The organism is Roseibium sp., assembly GCF_025698965.1.
GTDB lineage: Bacteria > Pseudomonadota > Alphaproteobacteria > Rhizobiales > Stappiaceae > Roseibium.
Map to the genome: position 1 here is coordinate 14,381 of NZ_JAILWL010000014.1, position 17,648 is coordinate 32,028.

Sequence of the window (17,648 nt, forward strand, 5' to 3'; positions counted from 1 at the left end):
TGAGTAGCAAATGCGGAGAGAAGATGCGGCTCAGCGCCAACTGGAAACTGATCCTCAGCACGACCTGCCGGGCGTTTCTTGTTCCTGAAGCCCGCGGTGTGTCGTTCTCAGTGCCGTCCGAACAGCAGCAGTTCGGACAGAAGCAACCGGATCAGAACCGTGCGTTGCTGCTGGCATTCGGTTATCCGGTCGTTGAAGAGTTTCTTGCGCGCCGGGTGCGTGCGGCGCAAATATCAAGCATTGCCCGGCTGACGCCTTTCACCGTTCTGGCGAATCTTGTCAACGCCATTGTCGTTGCGCCGGTTTTCACGGAATTTCTTCCGGTTCCATATGTTGCGGTCTGGGTGATCGCCGTCGCCGGCCTGATGTGCTTCACGATCGCAAAATGGATTGCAGCCCGGAACAACCCGGTTGAATTGGCATCCCGGCGTGCTTTGGGGAAAGCCGTTCGTCATGCAACGATATTGAGTTCGCTTTGGGCGGTGGTGCCAATTGTGGCGTTTGCCAGTGGCAATGTGTATGCGATCTGGGTGTCTTCCTGCATTGCAACGGCAATGATCTGCGCCGGAGGATTTGCCCTGGCCACAGTGCCACAGGCTGCCTTTCGTTGGATCGCCATCCTTTTTTCAGCCTCTGTGATTTCTCTGCTTGTCGGCCAAACCGCCTTCATGTGGCAGCTTCTTCTGCTGCTCACCAGCTATTCGATCCTGGTGGTTGCCAGCGTAACGGCGACAGGTTGGCTGTTCGCCTCTCATTTTCTAGCTGAAGCGGAGCTGAAACAGAGGGGGGAACTCATTGCACTTCTGATGAACGAGTTCGAAGAAAAGGCAAGCGACTGGATCTGGGAAACCGACAGCGCAGGCAATTTTCGTAATGTTTCCGAGCGGTTTCTGCACGCAAGTGGCCGGTCCAGTGTTGAACTGAAAGCCATGCGCATGGTCGATCTGGCCTATTCTCTGAACCAGAGCGACGCGCGCGAAGTTGTTCGCCAGCTTCAAAAGAATTTCAGCCTGCAAAAGTCTTTCCGCGAATTCGTGATTGGAGTGGATGTAAACGGCGATGAGCGCTGGTGGTCTTTGGCGGCGAGGCCGACTTACGACGATCACGGTTCGTTTGCAGGCTATCGAGGTGTTGCGTCCGACGTCACTGAAACGCGGCGTGCCAATGCCCTTGTCGCGCATATGGCAGAACACGATTCCCTGACCGGGATCGGCAATCGGAGCTGGTTCCTGAACCAGGCAGAATTGCTTCGTAAGACCCAGATCAGCTCGGGGCAAAAAACATTGACCCTGTTTCTGGTGGATCTGGACAATTTCAAGGTCGTCAACGACACCAGCGGTCACCCGGCCGGTGATGAACTCCTGAAGCAGGTGGCGAAACGGTTCACTGCTGTTGGGGAGGGAAGAATTACCCTTGCCAGGTTTGGTGGTGACGAGTTTGCTGCGCTCGGTCACTTTGTCAGTGATCAGGCCGCTGGCGCCTTTGCGGAAGAACTGGTCAATGTTGCCCGCAAGCCGTTTACGATTGGCAATCGGGATTTTGCAATTGGCGCAACGGTCGGTTTCACGAGGTTTGGCGAGGTAAATGACACCGTCGATGACCTGATGCGCAAGGCGGACATAGCGCTTTACAAGGCCAAAGAAAGCGGTCGTGGCAGAGCCCTGTCCTTTGAAGCTGAGATGGAGCTTGAGGTCAGGGAGCGCCGAGAGCTGGAATCCGATCTTCGCGAAGCATTTGAAAACGGTAAATTGAGTGTCGAGTTCCAGCCGATTGTGGATACAAGATCCGGCAAGGTCGTTTCCAGCGAAGTTCTCGTCAGGTGGGTTCATCCCACGCGCGGAGAAGTTCCGCCGAATACTTTCATTCCGATTGCGGAACAGGCGGGCCTGATCCTGCCACTCGGCAGCTGGGTGTTGAAAAGGGCTTGTACGGCTGCTAGCCAGTGCCCGGATCTTGAAAGCGTTGCCGTGAACCTGTCCTCGGTTCAGTTCATGGATCCCAACCTGGTGGACAGCGTCGCATCCGTATTGGAAGAAACCGGATTTCCTGCCGAACGACTGGTTCTGGAAATCACCGAATCCGTGTTCCTGCGCGACTTGGGATCAGCATCGGAAAAACTCCAGAAACTGCGCAATCTGGGGATCAAGATTTCTCTTGATGACTTCGGTACAGGTTATTCGTCGCTCTCCTATCTGCGTCAGTACAAGTTCGACAAGATCAAGATAGACAAATCGTTTGTCGACGAAATCGGCGAGCGTAGCGACGGCCTCGCCATCATTTCAGCGGTCATTGCCCTTGCGCATAATCTGGGCCTCGAAGTGACGGCCGAAGGCGTTGAACGGCAATTCCAGGTGGATGCGCTGAAAACGCTCGGATGTGACACCCTGCAGGGGTACTTTTTCGGAAAACCGGACGCAAATCCCCGGAACATCACGCGGATTGAAAACAAGGACTGGTTGGATGCCGGGGAGGCCGCTTCGCCTGATCAGCCTGGTATCAGCAAAGAAGCCCTCTGAAGGTCTTCCCGTCACTTCATTCTATTCTGCGGCCTGTCCTGCCTGGCAGCGGGTCAGATGAGCCCTCAGCGCTGCCGGTTTAACCGGCTTGTTGAAGAAAGTGATGTCCTTGTCCCCGGCTTCAGTGCGCACTGCGCGGCTTCGGTCTGCCGTGATCAGGATGGCGGGTATATGACTGCCGAATTTCCACCGCAGTTTCACGATCGCATCAATACCTGTGCCATCGTCCAGGTGATAATCCGCAAGGATTACATCCGGTGTTGCTCCGGCCTTGTTGAGGGCCGAGGCCGCTTCGACCTCGTCCGACGCGGTGAAGACGTTGCACTTCCAGTTCAACAGCAGATGGCGCATTCCGCTCAGAATGTCGGGTTCATTGTCTATGGCGACAACACATAACCCTTCCAGATGACCTGCCGAGGCGGGGGTCTGCTGTACCGGTACAAGATCCGGCATTGCGGCGGAGCGAGGCAGTTCCACGGCAAAACAGGAACCCCGGTTTGCGTCGGACCTGAGTTCGACCGGGTGTTTCAGCACATGACTGATCCGTTCCACGATGGACAGGCCGAGGCCGAGCCCCTTGGCAACGCGCATGCCGTCGTCCAGTCGGTGAAACTCCTGGAAGATTGCTTTTTGCTTGCTCTTGGGAATACCCATGCCCGTGTCGTGGATCTCGACAACAACACGGTTTCCACGTCGGCGGCATCCGACAAGAACCCTGCCTTTCTGGGTGTATTTCAGTGCGTTGGAAATAAGGTTCTGCAACAGCCGGCGAAGCAATCTCCTGTCTGTGCGAACGGATACGGAAGTCTCGACAATCTTGAGTTCCAGTCCTTTTTCCTGCGCCACGGGCTGAAAATCCAGGGCCAGACCCCGAAGCAGTTCATCCAGCCGGAAGACGGTCGGTTCCGGTTTTAGCGCGCCTGTGTCCAGCCGGGAGATATCCAGTACCGCGCCAATGATGTCTTCAACCGATTCCAGTGCGGATTCGACATTGCGGACGAGCTCGCCATCGTTGCCTTCCTGTAGCCGATCCACAAGAACCGAGGCATAAAGACGGGCTGCGTTCAAAGGCTGCAGAATGTCATGACCGGCAGCTGCAAGGAAACGGGTCTTGCCGATATTGGCCTCTTCGGCTGCCCTGGTTGCCTCCACAAGCCGTTCGTTGACATGGGTCAGTTCTTCCGTTCTTTCACGTACGCGCCGCTCGAGCGTTTCGTTGGCACGCGCGAGCGCTTCTTCAGCCATTACCCGCTCGGTTATATCCGTATAGGTGGTCACGATGCCGCCATCGGGCATCGGGCTGATTCTGACTTCGAACACGGTACCCGTTGATTCAAGCCTTTCCTGGTAGGTCTCCTGAATGAGCACCAGTCTCTCGATACGATCAGCCACGATCACTTCCACGGGCCCGGGGCCATGTTCTCCACGCTCAGCATTGAAGCGTATGATCGCGTCCAGGGTGGTGCCTACCTGACCGTAATCGGCAGGCAATCCGAGCAGATCGCGGAACTGACGGTTCCAGCAGATCAGACGCAGGTCCGGATCAAAAACCCCGATCCCTTGTCGAACCTGATTGAGCGCTGTTTGCAGCAGATCGCGATTGTACTGAATGGCAATCGACGCATCATCGAGCAGCTTCACGCTTCCCTTGGTGGAAGGGTCGTGACGCTTGAGCATCAAGGTCAGGACGAGACGGGAGGAAGCGGCTCCAATTGCGCTCGCAAGAAGCTGCTCGGAGAACCGTAGCAGGTTGGCATCGGCAAGCGTGTTGAGATCAAGCGGAATGCCGCGTTCACTGGCAAACCGTTGAAATGACCGTTCAGTGCGCTCCTCACCAAGGTAGCGGGCAACGGTCGCCTGCAGGTCTCCCGCCGTGACTGAAGTTCGCCAGTATCGCAGGCCCGGGGTCGGTGAGAATTCGGCCGGAACAAAAACGTTGGCCTGCAAGGTCTCCGCCGGCAATGGTTTTCTGAGAAAAGAAGCGCCGACAAACAGAAGGATGTTCACCGCCAGGCTCCAAACCGTTCCGTGTATGAACGGATCGATATCAAGACCGAGAAGAGCCTGGGGGTTCAAAAAGCCGACGCCGAAGGGGCCGGTAATCAGGAAACCGTCGGAAATGAGCCCCGATTGCGCGAATGTCGGCAGTAGAAGCGTGTAACCCCACAGGAGGAAACCGCCGCTGAGACCTGCGATGGCCCCAAGGGATGTCGCCCGTCGCCAGAAGAGTGCCCCGACAAAGGCAGGAGCAAATTGTGCGATGGCCGCAAAGGACAGCAGCCCGATCGAGACAAGCGCAGCGGTGTCGCCCGCCGCCCGGTAATAGGCATAGGCCAGCAGCAGGATTGCGAAAATCGCCAGCCGCCGGATCAAGAGCAACTGGCGGCTCATGTCCCGCCCGCTTGTGGCGACGAGTTCGTCTTCACTGTGCCGTCGCAGCAAAAGCGGGACGACGATGTCGTTTGATATCATGATGGCCAGGGCAACGGTGGCAACGATCACCATCGCGGTTGCAGCTGACAGGCCGCCGATAAAGGCGAACAGCGCGAGCCAGTTCTGGCCGGCATCAAGCGGCAAGGCAAGAACGAATGTATCGGGGTTGATGTCCTGTCCGAAACGCAAGAGACCGGCGGCGGCAATCGGGATCACAAACAGGTTGATCAGCACCAGATAGAGCGGAAACATCCAGGTCGCCCGGCGAAGTTCCGCGTCCGAATTGTTTTCCGTCACCGTGACATGGAACTGGCGCGGCAGCAGCAAAACGGCAAAGGCGGAGAGCACGGACAAGACAACCCAGTTGCTGATATTGACCGGTTGCTCGAAGACCTCGGCGACTTCGGGGGCTTCGGAAATGGCGCGAACAAGATCGAACGGGCCGTTGAAGAGCCAGTAGGTGACCCAGATGCCGACCGCCAGAAAGGCAATGAGCTTGACGATAGCTTCCGCCGCAATCGCCAGCATCAATCCTTCCTGGTGCTCGGTAGCATCAATATGCCTAGTCCCGAAGGCCCAGCTGAAAATCGCCATGCCCAATGCGATCAGAAGTGTCAGGTCATTGAAAATCGGCGTGAAGACATCGCCAGGTGAAATCAACGGACCGACCATTGTCGTCACAGACAGGGAAACAGCTTTGAGCTGCAGGGCGATATAGGGAATGACGCCGATCACCGCGATCAAGGTTGCGAGCGCTGCAACGGTCTGGCTTTTGCCATAGCGCGCGCCGATAAAGTCGGCAATTGAGGTGATGCTTTCCGTTTTCGAGATCTGAATGATCCGGCGCAGCAAGGGATATCCAAGCGCGAAGACAAGTAGCGGGCCAATATAGATCGTCAAAAATTCCGCGCCATTGCGACTGGCATTGCCGACTGAACCGAAAAAGGTCCAGGACGTACAGTAGACGGAAAGCGAAAGCGCATAGATGAACGGCCGTCCTCCCTTGCGCGAGGAATAGCGGCGTGTCATGCGATCGCCGTAGCTGGCAATAGCAAACAAGAACAGGATGTAGGCCGTTGCGGCCAATATCACGAACCACCCGTGCAGCATGGTTTGGCTTACCGTCCTCCCGATCGGTTTGTGTGCCTTTTAAAAAGCCTTGCCCAGTGACCTGGGCAAAACTTTTGCGCTGCTTTTCCAGATCCGACCACAGCTTGCACTTGCTGTCTATTCGTCTTGCGAACAAGACACATGAGAACGGATTTCAGTCCAGTAGGCAAATAGTTGGCATTCATAACAGTTGGTGAAGTTCGCTTCACATCCTTTCATAAAACATCTCGAGACAAACCAAGTAAGGTGTCGGCAATCTGATTTGAGGGGAAAACCAATTGACCAGTCTGATTGACCGGCTGAGCCCGGAAGGGCGCAATGCTCCTGAAAGCGGGATTGTCGAAGTTTTCAATGCTGGCAGGGGGCGAGAGGATCTGATCCCGCTTTGGGCCGGGGAAGGGGACTTGCCGACACCGGAGTTCATTCGCGAGGCGGCGAAGAACTCGCTTGATCGGGGCGAGACATTCTACACCTACCAGCGCGGAATCCCGCAATTGCGTGAAGCCCTGGCGCAGTATCATCAGGACCTTTACGGCAAGACGTTTTCACCCGATCGGTTTTACGTCACGGGTTCGGGCATGCAGTCCATTCAGCTTGCGGTTCAGGCGGTTTCGAGCGCAGGCAAGGAGGTCCTGGTCCCGTCTCCGACCTGGCCTAACATCACAGCGGCTGTGGAAATTCACGGTGCTCGGGCCGTGCCCGTGAGAAAGCGCGCCGAAGATGACGGTTGGCAACTGCATCTGGAGGACATCGAAGCGGCTATCACGCCGGAAACCACTGCTGTGTTCCTCAATTCGCCATGCAATCCGACAGGCTGGGTGGCAAAAGAAGACCTTTTGAAAGGCATGCTGGAGCTGGCGCGCCGTCACAATCTGTGGATCATTGCCGACGAAATCTACACGTTGTTCTACTATGGCGACGAGGCGCGAGCGCCGTCATTTTACGACATCGCGGAGGAAGACGATCAGATCATCTTCGTAAATTCCATGTCGAAAAACTGGGCGATGACGGGTTGGCGGATTGGCTGGATTTCTGCACCTCCCGCTCTCGGTCAAGTGTTTGAAAACCTTATCCAGTATTCAACCTCCGGCGTCCCCTCCTTTTCGCAATGGGGAGCTGTCGCGGCCTTGAATGATGGCAAGGAGTTTCTGGCAGCGCAGGTACTTCGTGCAAGGAAGGGACGGGAATGCGTGCTGCAGGGTTTTCAAGGGGTGACCCGGGTCAAGGTGATGCCTCCCGATGGCGCATTCTACCTCTTCTTTTCAATTGACGGAGTTACGGACACGCGTCAGTTCGCGTTGGATCTCGTGCGACAGACCGGCGTCGGTCTGGCTCCCGGAACTGCTTTTGGGGTTGGCGGTGAAAACTATCTGCGACTTTGCTATGCCCGCCGGAAGGATCACTTGGAAGAAGCAGTGCGGCGAATTAACGCTTGGCTCCCAGAGATTTAGCCGATAGACGGGTTGCTGCCATACGGGAAAACCCCTAAACCATAATTGGACACGATTTCCATATGGGTTGAGGGATGACGCGCGACAGCGTTTTAGATCATGACGAGGAGACGGCCGCAGTCTCGGAAGCGCGCCTTGCAAGCGTCTTCGATACAGCGGCCGATGGCATCGTCGTGATCAACGATCGTGGACAGATCCTGGCGTTTAACAAGGCCTGCGAACAGCTCTTCGGATATGAAGCCTCGGACCTTCTGGGTCGTGACGTCAGCCGGATCATGCCTGAACAATATGCCAAAGAGCATCACCACTATGTCCAGAACTATCTGGACACGGGGGAAAAGAAGATCATTGGCATTGGCCGTGAGGTTCAGGCACGTCACAAGGACGGCACGGTGTTTCCGATCGAGTTGTCCGTTGGCGACGCTTCGACGCCATGCGGACGTCAATTCATCGGCATTTTGAGGGATTTGCGCCCCCGCAAGCAAATTGAAGACAGGCTTGCCAAAACGCAGGCTCAGCTTCTGCACATGACCCGCATCAGTGCGCTTGATGAAATGGGTGCTGCGATCGCTCATGAGCTCAATCAGCCCTTGACCGCCACGCTTCTTTACTTGCAGACGGTATCCCGTAAGGTCAAAGCTGAAGAAAGCCTCGATCCCCTGATCCTTGAGGTGATCGACAAGGCCGTCCGCGAAGCTGAACGCGCGGGAGAAATTATCCAGCGTATGCGTCAGCTCGTCGAGAAGAAGGCACCGGAACGCCAGAAGATCAACGTACCTGATCTGGTTAAAACCTGCCTTGAGATGGCAGAGCTCGGCAATGGTGAAGCAAAATCCTGTTTCAGTGCGAAAGTCGAGCCGGACTTACCGCCATTGCAAGCCGATCCAGTTCAAATCCGGCAGATCCTGATCAATCTCCTACGCAATGCGCGCGAAGCTGTCGCCGGACAGCCGGTCAAGAAGGTCACGCTGTCCGTTCAGCATGCAGACGACAGGCTGGAATTCCGGATTCAGGACAATGGACCCGGCGTGCCGAAGGAACTGGTCGCCGGTCTGTTCCGCGCCTTTACCGGCGCCAAGCACAAAGGTGTGGGCCTTGGTCTGGCAATTTCCAGATCGATTGCGCAGAACCATGGTGGTGATTTAAGACTGGAAGCATCGCAGGACGGCAACGGTGCGTCTTTTCTTTTGACGTTGCCTGTCAACCCGCCGGAAGACTTCAATGCAGGACCTCATGAAACGGTCGCTGAATAACTGGTAAGGATAAGACACAAATGAATTCTGACGCGGAGGCCATTTACATCGTTGATGATGACCCTGCGGTGCGCGATGCGCTGTCTGTGTTGTTCAACATGGAAGGATATGTGGTTGAAACCTTCTCCGACGGTGACACGTTCATCAAGTTCGCGAGCAAGGCGGTTCCGGCTTGCGTCATGCTGGATGTCCATATGCCGGGGCGGTCCGGGATCGAGATCCTGAAAGCTTTGAATGCGGAAAACTATCCTGCTCCGATCTTTATCATTTCCGGGCAGGGGGACATTCCCATGGCGGTTGAAGCTATTCGGAACGGTGCTTTCGACTTCATCGAAAAACCGTTCTCTGCCGAAACGGTGCTGGAGCGGGTCCAGGACAGTATCAAGGCGATGAAGCAACGGGAGGAAGAACTCTCGACGCCGTCATTTCAGGGGGCGGAACTGTTGACGCGCCGCGAATTGGAAGTGCTCAAGGAAATCACCGACGGCGCCTCCAACAAGGAAGCCGGACGTACATTGGGGATCAGTCCTCGAACCGTCGAAGTGCATCGGGCCCGTATCATGGAAAAGCTCGGCGCCCGCAATGCCGCAGATCTCGTGCGAATCGTGCTGAGGCATCCGAACGCGGGATAAAGTGCGCGGAATTCCGCGATCTTTGGTGTTTCGCAGCTGTCAGCAGCCATACGTAGTCATGCGACAGCGTATTTATGCGTACGTGCGTTCGGTCGAATGTGGCGTATGTTTCATGTCAGATCCGGCAAATTGCAGCGGCTGAGGATGAAGCTACGTGCTAGTACATATAGTGGAAGATGACGAAGCGGTTGCAGATGCGCTGGCACTGGCGCTTGCTGATCTCGATCATCTTCCAAAAATCTATGAAGATGGTGAAACGTTCCTCGAACAGGCAGACCTGTTGGCTTCCCATTGCGTGATTGTTGACCTGGGCCTTCCTGGAATGAGCGGCGCTGATATCGTCAAAAAGCTTAGAAAACAGCCGGATCCTCCCAATATTATCGTGATTTCCGGCAAGTCGCGGGTCAAGTTGATGCGGCACTTGAACGAAGTGCCTGAGCTGACCGTTCTGAGAAAACCGCTTTCCATGGAAATGCTGGCGTCAGCAATGGCAAAAATCGGTCGGGGTGTCGCGAAGCCCCGGTCAACTTGATCGGAAATTTTACCGAGGCACCTGTTCGACCAAAGTCGTGCGTCCTTTCATCTCATATGTAGTTCCTCTTACGCAGTCGACCGAATTCCTCCAGTACATTCCAACGGTTAAGGTGCATCTTGCAACTGGCGAAGTGTCGGACGGGATACTTTGCAGCAGCAGGTGAGAACCCCCGAATTGCAGGGTTATGCAGTTTCATGGGTGAGTGAAAGCGATGGCTGTCGTTGCGCAATGAAGGCCGTGCAGGTCTGCACGAAGGAGGGTTACATGGCATATCTTGAAGCGGGCAGCTCTGGTCATGGCGTCGGCGTAAAACACAATCGCGCAGTGATGTGCGCGCACAGCAAGACTTCCTTTTCCGAATTCGGTGGTAGGGCGTCACAGTATGAAACCCATGCGGTGATCTACTATGAGGGCGACCCCACCAAGCGTCTTTATGAGTTGGTCAGCGGCTCGGTGATGCTCTACAAGCTCTTGCCCGATGGTCGTCGGCAGGTTGTCGAAGTGTTGCGTCCTGGTGATATTTTCGGTCTCGCCGGCAGCGACGAATACGACTGCACGGCTGAAACGCTAACCGATGCTGAAGTGCAGGAAATCGATCTGAGGCAGGTTGAACGGTCCGACGAACTTCAACGGACGCTGACCAAGTGTCTCACCACGCAAATGCAGGCGCTGCATGAGCATGCTGTTCTGCTCGGACGCAAATCTGCAATCGAACGTGTTGCCAGCTTCTTCATGCACCTGGTGCCGCAGCGCGGTGGACTTGGCTGTGTCGGGCCGAGCGACGAAAATGATGACAGCTGTGACTTGCAACTGCACATGACTCGACAGGAAATCGCCGATTATCTGGGATTGACCATCGAGACGGTGAGCCGGGTTGTGTCGGATCTGAAACGTCGTGGCGTTATTCGTGTGGACAAGGCCGACAAGATTCATTTGAACCGCGTTTGTACGCTGTGTCAGATGACCGGAATGCACTGAACACCACTGCCACGAATGATGAGAAGGCTGCGGTCACCGCGGCCTTTTTTTTGATGCAAAAGCAGTAAAAAACTCTTCAGATTTGCCTTGAGCCGGACCTACGGTCATAGCTTACAGGAACCTTTATGGAGGTTCCCATGGACAGACATTCCCCGAAAGACACCTTGTTAACGGCAGCAGAATGTGCCAGCCGGATCGGAATATCCGTAAAGGCTCTTCGAGTTTACGAGGCGCAAGGGCTGTTGGCTCCGCTTCGCACGGAAAAGAATTGGCGGCTCTATGGTGCGGAGGACATCGCTCGCCTGAACGAAATCATGTTTCTCAAACAACTGGGGCTCAGCCTGTCGGAGATTGCAAAGCTGCTCTCCGGCCAGACCACTGATGTCAGCCGTCTTTTGGAAATGCAGGAAACCCTGCAAAACAACCGCCTGGAACAAGCCGAACGCAGTCTTCGGTTGATCTGCTCTCTTCGGGCTAAGTGCGGTTCGGGAGACAGGCTGTCCATGGACGATCTCCTTGATTTGGCAAAGGAGGTTCAAATGAGTGAAACTGCGGATGAATTCGCCTGGAAACGCTATGTCCAGGCACGGCCGAGGACGAAAAAAGAGCCCGACTCAGGAGAGCTTGAGGACTGTGCTGGAGAGTACCGGTTTGACGACGGCAGCGTTTTACGGATCACGACCGCTCGAGACCGTTTGCGCGTTCAGCTCCTCGGCCAGCCTGCATGTGATTTGTTTTGTGAAGAAGCGGATCATTATTTTCTGAAGGTCACGCCCGCACAGATTGTTTTTTCAAGAAACAAGGCCGGTGACATCGACGGTCTTGTTCTTCATCAGGGCGGCTACGAAACGAAGGCCTTGCGATGCGAAACGGGTGCGTATGACAAGGCGGAACGGGAACTGGACGAGCGCATAAAGGCAAAAACGCCCTTTCCGGGAAGCGAGCAATTGTTGCGAAAAGTAATCGAGGATCACAGAAAGGGACAGCCGGATTACGACAGCATGAGCCCGGTGCTCAGGTCGCTGGCACAAGAACAGATACCGACTGTCATGCGTGAATTGGAACGTCTTGGAGCTGTTGGGTCGATCGAGTTTCGCGGTATCGGCGTCGATGGATTCGATATTTATATCGTCGATTTCGAAAATGGCCGGCTGGAATGGGGATTGGCACAGGCAAAGGACGGAACATTGACCGGTCTATATTTACGCCCCACGCCTTAATCACAAAAAGCGCGCGAAACGCGCGCTTTTGTCGGGAGCACGGAGGGATCAAACAGCGGCGGAGTGTCTTGCCTTGCCGGTCGCCATGCTGTCGGCAAGATAGGCATCGAATGCCGCGGCAGCGAGACGTACATAGGGGCGACCTGCTGCTGTAACCTTGACCCTCGCATTGTCGTTGGCACCAAGTTCCAGGTCAACCAGTCCGTCTTCGGCAAGGTCTTCCAATGCAGTAAAGGCTTCCGACAGGTCCTGGATCGACAATCCGTGTGTCTTGCAGACCTGTGCAAGATCACACGTATAATTTGTCATCAGATCTTCAATGATCTGACCGCGCAAGCGATCGTCGGCCGACAGGGCCAGACCTTTGCAGACCGGAAATTCGCCGGACATTATGCTGCGTCTCCAGTTGCCGACATCCGGCATGTTCTGAATATAGCCGTTTGACAGCTTTCCGATGGATGACACACCGAGGCCGATGAGCTGTTCGCCCCGGTCGGTGGTGTAACCCTGGAAATTGCGCTTCAACGATCCGTCGGACAGTGCAATCGCCATACTGTCATCCGCCCGCGCGAAATGGTCGAGACCGATGGCGACATAACCGGCATCCAGCAGGGCGTTGCGGGCAAGATCTGCCAGCTCGAGCCGTTCGGCGGCAGAAGGCAGTGCTTTCTCGTCAATCAACCGCTGGTGCTTTCGCATCCAGGGAACGTGCGCGTAGCCAAATAACGCAATTCTTCCTGGTGCGAGCGAAAGTGTCTTTTCGACCGTGTCCAGGATTGTTGCAGACGATTGGCCGGGAAGGCCGTACATCAGATCGAAATTGAGCGCATCCAGACCGGCCGAACGCAAATGAGTCGTTGCCTTTTCGACAACCTCGTAAGGCTGAACACGGCCAATGGCCTTCTGGACGTTCAGGTCAAAGTCCTGCACCCCGAGGCTTGCCCGGTTGATACCGATCGTCGCGAGCGTGTCTGCCAGTTGAGCGCTCACAAGCCGCGGGTCGAGCTCAATCGCGTGTTCCAGATCCGGGGACAGGTCAAAATGCACACGCATTGAGACAGTCAGATCAATCAGGCTTTGCCTTGGCAGCAGGCTTGGGGTGCCGCCACCCCAATGAATGTGGCGAACCGGACCGGCTTTTTGAACGTGTTTCCCGACCAGCTCGATTTCCTGACCGAGCGCCGCAGCGTAGGACACAAGTGGCGCTTCCTGGCGGGTTGCCTTGGTGTGACAACCGCAATAGTGGCAAAGCTCACGGCAATAAGGCACATGAAGATAAAGCGACAGCGTATCGTCCGGCTTCAAGGCCCCCAACCAGTCAGCATAGGTGTCGGCTGTCACGCCGCCATGAAAATGCGGAGCGGTGGGATAACTTGTGTAGCGCGGCACGTTGCGCAGGGCATAGGAAAGCGGATCATTTGTCATGCGTCCATAATTTCCGCAAAAAGGACGACGAAGCCTTGATATTGCTCAAGTCCGTGGCACAGAAATTGGAGATCAGAAGTGAGCGAAATTGAAGAGATGTCCGTTCCGGACGAAACTGCGCCGCATTACAGGCTTCACGGCTCCCCGGATAGTGCCAATTTTGTCGTTCGGATGATTCTCGAAGAGCTTGGTGTACCTTACGACTATGTTCCGGTGGATCGTCTTGTTTTAGAACAAAAATCAGAGGCTTATCGGAAACTCAATCCGCAGGGCTTGATTCCGGTTCTTGAAATCGAAGGGCAGGATGCACCGATGTTCGAGACCGGTGCGATTCTCCTATTTCTTTCAGATACGCACGGAAGGCTGGCCCCGGACACATTCTCTTCGGAACGTGGCCGGTTTCTGAAATGGTTGTTCTTTCTGTCCAATACCCTCCATTCTGACTTGCGTATCTCGTTCAAGCCGCACAGATATCTGAAGGACAGAAACCAGTTGGATGTAATTGCCGAGCCATTGATGGCGCGCATCTCGACCAGTTTTCAGCAAATCGAAAAGGAAATTGCGGCAACCGGTGGCCCCTATGTGCTTGGTGACCGATTGAGCTGTCTGGACCACTATCTGGCCGCTTGTGCAAGATGGGCGCAGGTCTATGGCTGTTGCGGAGACTGGTCCCTCAAGGCAACGCCAGGCATGCGGAACATGTTAGAGGAACTGGAACTGAGGCCGGCTGTGAGGCATGCTTGCAAGCAAGAGCTGATCGAGGGGTCACCCTTTGTCACACCTAAGGCAGTTACGTTACCGGGAACGACGACGTAAGGTCTCTAACTTGTTCATGTTGATTGATGCAATCAATCATGCGCAAGACGATCAACATATGTATAGCAGCTATGGTTCCTCCAACTCAGACGGTTGCTTATGAAGTCTGCAACGCTTGATACCTCCATTGTCCGACTGCCGATAACGCTGCTGATCGCGGCGTTGGGAGGAGGAGTGTTTTATCTTCTCGAATTGCCTGCGGCATGGCTCTCCGGAGCTATGGTATTCGTGGCCGTCGCAACGCTCTCGGGAGTGCCGACGGCGTTGCCCAACCGTGTGCGGGATGCGTTGTTCGTCCTGATTGGTGTTTCGATGGGGGCTGGCGTCCGGCCTGATGTTGTCGAGCGAATTGGCGAATGGCCGGTCTCCATGGCCTTGTTGCTCGTCGTCGTTGTCTGCGTGACGCTGGCTGGATATGCCGTGCTGCATTTTGGCGCCAAGTGGTCCAAGGAGACGGCTTATTTCGGCGCAATTCCGGGTGCCCTGTCTTATGTGATTGCACTTGCCTCTGACCGGGGAGCCGATTTGCCAAGGATCGCGTCGAGCCAGTCCCTGCGCCTGTTTGTTCTCGTTGCGATTCTCCCCTTTGCCGTGGTGTCCTCAAACGGGACGATCGAGGGGGAAGGCATCATCCTGTTGTCATCCAGTTTCTTTGAGATTCTGATCGGCTTGCCTCTTTGTCTGGCTGCCAGCTTGCTGGCGGTAAAGCTGAGGGTGCCGGGTGGCTGGATGACCGGGGCATTCTTCATGAGTGCGGGTCTGAACGCTTCAGGGGTATGGACGCTGATCTTACCTTACTATGTGGTCATTCCCTGTTTCGTCATGATGGGGGCCATGATCGGGTGTCGCTTTGGCAACATGACATTTCGCCAATTTGTCAGCGTTCTTGGTGCTTCGCTTGCCGCTTTCACCGCGGCTTTCCTGACCTCCATCCTGGGGGCCCTTCTGATTTCCACCCTGGTGGACATTCCATTCGGTCAGGCTCTGCTTGCCTATGCTCCGGGAGGCTTGGAAGTCATGACCCTTCTTGCCTTCATGCTTGATCTCGACCCGGCTTTCGTTGCCGCGCATCAGATTGCCAGATTCACCGGCATGGTGCTGTTGCTGCCTCTTGTGACCGGTCTGGTGCTTGGTCGCAGGTGAAGAAGGCAGGACCGACTTCGATCCTGCCGTTTGTGGGAAACATCACCGGACGTAGTGCAACGTATCAAAGCTCCTCCGCCATTTCGACACATTGCCGGCCATTGCTTCCGGGGCATTGGATCGCAATGCTTCGGCGATCAGGCGGGCAAGTTCCGGCATGTCGGCTTCATTCATGCCCCATCTGACGAGCTCCGGCGTGCCGAACCGAAGTCCGTTCATGTCACCGGCGATTTCAGGAAGCGGAAGGCCTATGCCACAGGCAAGAAATCCGGCTTTGCGCAGTTTCTTCGACGCTGTCTGGCCTCCTCCCAACGGGGCCGCTTCCAGAGCAAATTGATGGGACGCGGTGAAACCTCGCTCGCTTGAATAGACCGGCAAACCTTCTTCGGCGAGAGCGGCTGCGAGGGCTTTCGCCGTGCTGACCATTTTTTGCGCATAAGCTGACCCATGGTCCCGCCAGTCAACAAGTGAGACGGCGAGGGACGCGGATTTTGCAACATCAAAATTTGCAGTCAGTCCGGGAAAGGCAATCCCATCCAGCTTTCTGGAAAGATGTTGCTCGTTGGTGACGATCAGACCACCAGCCGGTCCGCCAAGACTTTTGTAGGTGCTCATCGTCATCAAATGCGCACCTTCTGCCAACGGATCGGCAAACACACCGCCCGCGATCATGCCGCACTGATGGGCCGCATCGAACAGAACATAGGCCCCGACTTCATCGGCAATGGCCCGAATTTCTGAAACAGGATGCGGAAACAGGTTGAGGCTCATGCCGATGGTAATGAGTTTCGGGCGCAATTCCAGGGCCTGGGTGCGCAGTCCGGCCAGATCAATCGTATAACCATCCGGATCGACCGGAGCTTCGTGGACCTTCAACCCGTAAAGACCTGCACAACCTGGAGTGTGATGCGTTACGTGACCACCCACCGATGCAGGAGGGGCAATGATCGTGTCTCCCGGTTTTGTGGTCGCCATAAAAGCGTAGAGATTGGCAAGAGCACCAGAAGCGACCCGGATTTCCGCATAGGTCGCATTGAAGACTTCGCACGCCAGGTCTGCAGCGATCACTTCAATCTCTTCGATTGCCTCGAGGCCCATTTCATATTTGTCACCAGGGTAGCCAAGCGAGGGACGGGAACCCAGGCCGCTGGCCAGAAGAGCTTCGGCTTTCGGGTTCATGACATTGGTTGCCGGATTGAGATTGAAGCAATCCCGTTCATGGATCGCGCGGTTTTCTGCAACCAGTTCATCGATGCGGCTCGTCACCTGATCGGATGTCATTGGGCGGATATTGTCGGCAATCCCGTCAATACGCGTTGCCACGTCCTGCGGCAGCCATGGCCTGAGTTCATGTACTGACATTCAAATTCCTCCAATACGATCTGGCACCAGAGTGAGCTTATGCTTGCAAATCCGCAAATCAGTTTTTAGATAAATAAGGGCTAGAAAAATTAGGTCTCAAAGTGTCGATATCTCCACCAGTCCCCAGAATGCCCTCTCTCAATGCCCTTCGCACATTCGAAGCGGCAGCGCGTCTCGGTGGATTTGCGCTCGCTGCCGAGGAACTCGGGGTGACGCCGGGAGCGGTCGCGGCGCAAATCAAATCATTGGAAGATGAAATCGGTGCTCCGCTGTTTGCGCGTCACGCGCGAGGCGTGAAGCTCACACCGGTAGGTCAAAGGGCATTGCCGGCCTTTGTCAGTGCCTTTGATTCACTTGGTCAGGCCGTACGCGATCTCAAGCAGGATGCCGCGCCGCATAAGGTACACATTGCGGCATTGCCCGCCTTGGCCCAACTTTGGCTGACACCGAGACTGCCAGCCTTGCGGGAGCAACTGACCGACATCGATATTTCCGTAACAGCCCTGGAAACACCGCCCAATCTGAAAAGAGTTCCTTATGATCTTTGCCTGTTTTACTGCGAAACCGTTCCGGACGGCGGCGTTCAGATGGGACGTGAGGAAGTGTTACCCGTCTGTTCACCTGCTCTGGCGCAGGAATTGATACGACCGCAAGATCTGAAAAACGTCGCCTGTCTGACCGACACAGCCTGGGTTGGAGACTGGGACCTGTGGGCGGAAAAGGCGATGCCTGGCGAAGGGTTCAAGCCACGCGGGCCTGTCTTCTCTCTTTTCG

The 17,648-nt window shown here is 55.5% G+C and carries 13 protein-coding genes; 10 read left to right on the plus strand and 3 right to left on the minus strand.

The genetic code is table 11. The features are described 5' to 3' along the window. The first annotated feature begins 23 nt into the window (after positions 1-23). Positions 24-2,516 carry an EAL domain-containing protein gene (locus K5905_RS02355; RefSeq protein ID WP_297579895.1) on the plus strand — a complete coding sequence of 831 codons (2,493 nt, stop codon included), beginning with the start codon at positions 24-26 and terminating at the stop codon, positions 2,514-2,516. 21 nt (positions 2,517-2,537) lie between these two features. On the opposite strand, the gene K5905_RS02360 is transcribed toward K5905_RS02355, so the two are convergent. Then, on the minus strand, positions 2,538-6,059 hold the full coding sequence (locus tag K5905_RS02360) for a PAS domain-containing hybrid sensor histidine kinase/response regulator (RefSeq protein ID WP_297579898.1): 3,522 nt from the start codon (positions 6,057-6,059) through the stop codon (positions 2,538-2,540). Between the two features lie 278 nt (positions 6,060-6,337). Between K5905_RS02360 and K5905_RS02365 the strand changes: the two genes are divergently transcribed. The 6 genes from K5905_RS02365 (at position 6,338) to K5905_RS02390 (ending at position 12,128) form a co-directional block, all read left to right on the plus strand. Next, positions 6,338-7,510, plus strand: coding sequence for a pyridoxal phosphate-dependent aminotransferase (locus K5905_RS02365; protein ID WP_297579901.1), 1,173 nt, complete (start codon positions 6,338-6,340; stop codon positions 7,508-7,510). Between the two features lie 74 nt (positions 7,511-7,584). Then, on the plus strand, positions 7,585-8,763 hold the full coding sequence (locus tag K5905_RS02370) for a nitrogen regulation protein NR(II) (RefSeq protein ID WP_297579904.1): 1,179 nt from the start codon (positions 7,585-7,587) through the stop codon (positions 8,761-8,763). A gap of 20 nt (positions 8,764-8,783) precedes the next feature. After that, a complete protein-coding gene (locus tag K5905_RS02375; protein ID WP_297579907.1) occupies positions 8,784-9,395 on the plus strand; it encodes a response regulator in 612 nt (203 codons plus the stop codon). A 154-nt stretch (positions 9,396-9,549) separates the two neighbouring features. Then, complete coding sequence (locus tag K5905_RS02380; protein ID WP_297579910.1) at positions 9,550-9,927, plus strand: response regulator; 378 nt, start codon at positions 9,550-9,552, stop codon at positions 9,925-9,927. Positions 9,928-10,194: 267 nt separating this feature from the next. Then, a complete protein-coding gene (locus K5905_RS02385) occupies positions 10,195-10,908 on the plus strand; it encodes a cyclic nucleotide-binding domain-containing protein (RefSeq protein WP_297579913.1) in 714 nt (237 codons plus the stop codon). Positions 10,909-11,045: 137 nt separating this feature from the next. Beyond that, complete coding sequence (locus K5905_RS02390) at positions 11,046-12,128, plus strand: MerR family transcriptional regulator (RefSeq protein ID WP_297579915.1); 1,083 nt, start codon at positions 11,046-11,048, stop codon at positions 12,126-12,128. A 48-nt stretch (positions 12,129-12,176) separates the two neighbouring features. On the opposite strand, the gene hemN is transcribed toward K5905_RS02390, so the two are convergent. After that, positions 12,177-13,553 (minus strand): oxygen-independent coproporphyrinogen III oxidase, encoded by a 1,377-nt coding sequence (hemN, locus tag K5905_RS02395; protein ID WP_297579918.1) that lies wholly within the window; start codon positions 13,551-13,553, stop codon positions 12,177-12,179. A 78-nt stretch (positions 13,554-13,631) separates the two neighbouring features. On the opposite strand from hemN, the gene K5905_RS02400 reads away from it, so the two are divergent. Both K5905_RS02400 and K5905_RS02405 read left to right on the plus strand, forming a co-directional pair. Continuing rightward, entirely contained in the window at positions 13,632-14,369 is a 738-nt protein-coding gene (locus K5905_RS02400; RefSeq protein WP_297579920.1) for a glutathione S-transferase family protein, read from the plus strand. A gap of 99 nt (positions 14,370-14,468) precedes the next feature. Continuing rightward, a complete protein-coding gene (locus K5905_RS02405; protein ID WP_297579923.1) occupies positions 14,469-15,512 on the plus strand; it encodes an AbrB family transcriptional regulator in 1,044 nt (347 codons plus the stop codon). A 42-nt stretch (positions 15,513-15,554) separates the two neighbouring features. On the opposite strand, the gene glyA is transcribed toward K5905_RS02405, so the two are convergent. Then, positions 15,555-16,874, minus strand: coding sequence for an aminotransferase class I/II-fold pyridoxal phosphate-dependent enzyme (glyA, locus tag K5905_RS02410; RefSeq protein ID WP_297579926.1), 1,320 nt, complete (start codon positions 16,872-16,874; stop codon positions 15,555-15,557). Positions 16,875-17,002: 128 nt separating this feature from the next. Here glyA and K5905_RS02415 point away from each other — a divergent pair. Continuing rightward, positions 17,003-17,648: LysR family transcriptional regulator (locus tag K5905_RS02415; RefSeq protein ID WP_297579929.1), on the plus strand; the 646-nt coding region annotated here is incomplete at its 3' end.